Genomic DNA, 1,175 nt, shown 5'->3' on the forward strand with positions numbered 1-1,175 from the left:
GCTCCAGTTGCGACAACGTCCAGAATGTGTCCCCTTGGGTAGCCCGGCTGAGGATGGAATGAAAGCTCTCGACGTGTCCATTTTCCTGCGGGGTGTAGGGGTGGGTAAAGACCTGGCAAAGGTGGTTGTCGTAGAAGAACTCGCGCAGTTTGGCCGCCAGGAACTGCGGTCCATTATCGCTTCGGATTTCGATATGGACTCCTTTGGCCAGTAGATTTTCCTCCTGAAGAAGCCCTTCGATGATACGCTCCCAAGCGGCCCTGACTTGAGTCCACTTCATACTGTAGCCCACCTGCCAGTCCAGGGCAACCCGGGTGAAGGTGTCCAGAATGGTGAGCACGAAAGCGTAGCGCCGGTGTTCTTCGATCCAGAACATCTTGATGTCCATCTCGAAGAGCGTGAGTGGTTCCGCCGGCTGAGCACAGCGGTGGGTGACGTACGGGCCACCCTGTTTCTTGGCCCGGGACAGTAGAAGTCGATGTTGCTTCATCAGGCGGTAAACCTTCTTGCGATTGATCCGGTAGCCACGAAGTTCCAACTGGGCCGTCATCCTTTTGTAGCCACAGCGCAGGTCATCATCTTCCTGCACGGTCTGGATGTGCTCGACCACCTCGGCGTTCGGGCGCGGACTGCAGATCCCCGCTTCGTCGAAGTGATCGGTATGCGTGCTGGCCGCAACGCCTGGCCGGGAACGGCTACCATCAGCCGTTAGCGGAGGCCGGTGGTAGTACTGATGGCGCGTAAGGTTGAAGGCTTCCAAAGCATCCCGCAGGCGTAAACCCTGGCTTTGATAGTCCCGCACCCGTGCCCGTTTCTCGGCCAGGCTCAGCTCTTTTTTACGCGGGCCTCCTTTAGTGCTTTGATCTGAAGTTGCTGTTCGGCGACCAGTTCCTTCAAACTTCGATTCTCCTTCTCCAGGGACTTGATCTCTCGCAGCCGCTTGACGGTGACGCCGTGGCGGAAGCCGTCCTCACCCATCTCGGAGAACTTCTTGCGCCAAGCGTAGTAGGTGGCCGGGTAGACGTCGTACTTCTCCAGCGTAACCTTGACGCCTTTTTCGGAAGCCTCTTTGATGATCTGCAGCTTGTCTTCGGTAGTGAATTTGCGCTTTGACATGGTGAAAAATTACAGTTTTTGAACTGTAATCCGTTCCGATCAATTAGGGGGGCAATACA

General features: G+C 56.1%; 2 protein-coding genes. Both read right to left on the reverse strand.

What is annotated here, in order from left to right:
• On the reverse strand, positions 1-802 hold an 802-nt coding region (locus tag E4021_RS17980; RefSeq protein ID WP_136460875.1), incomplete at its 3' end, for a DDE-type integrase/transposase/recombinase.
• Positions 803-825: 23 nt separating this feature from the next.
• The gene (locus E4021_RS17985; protein ID WP_136460877.1) at positions 826-1,116 is read right to left on the reverse strand and encodes a transposase; all 291 of its coding nucleotides are present in this window, start codon (positions 1,114-1,116) and stop codon (positions 826-828) included.
• Between the last annotated feature and the right edge of the window lie 59 nt (positions 1,117-1,175).

The organism is Neolewinella litorea (genome assembly GCF_004803465.1).
GTDB lineage: Bacteria > Bacteroidota > Bacteroidia > Chitinophagales > Saprospiraceae > Neolewinella > Neolewinella litorea.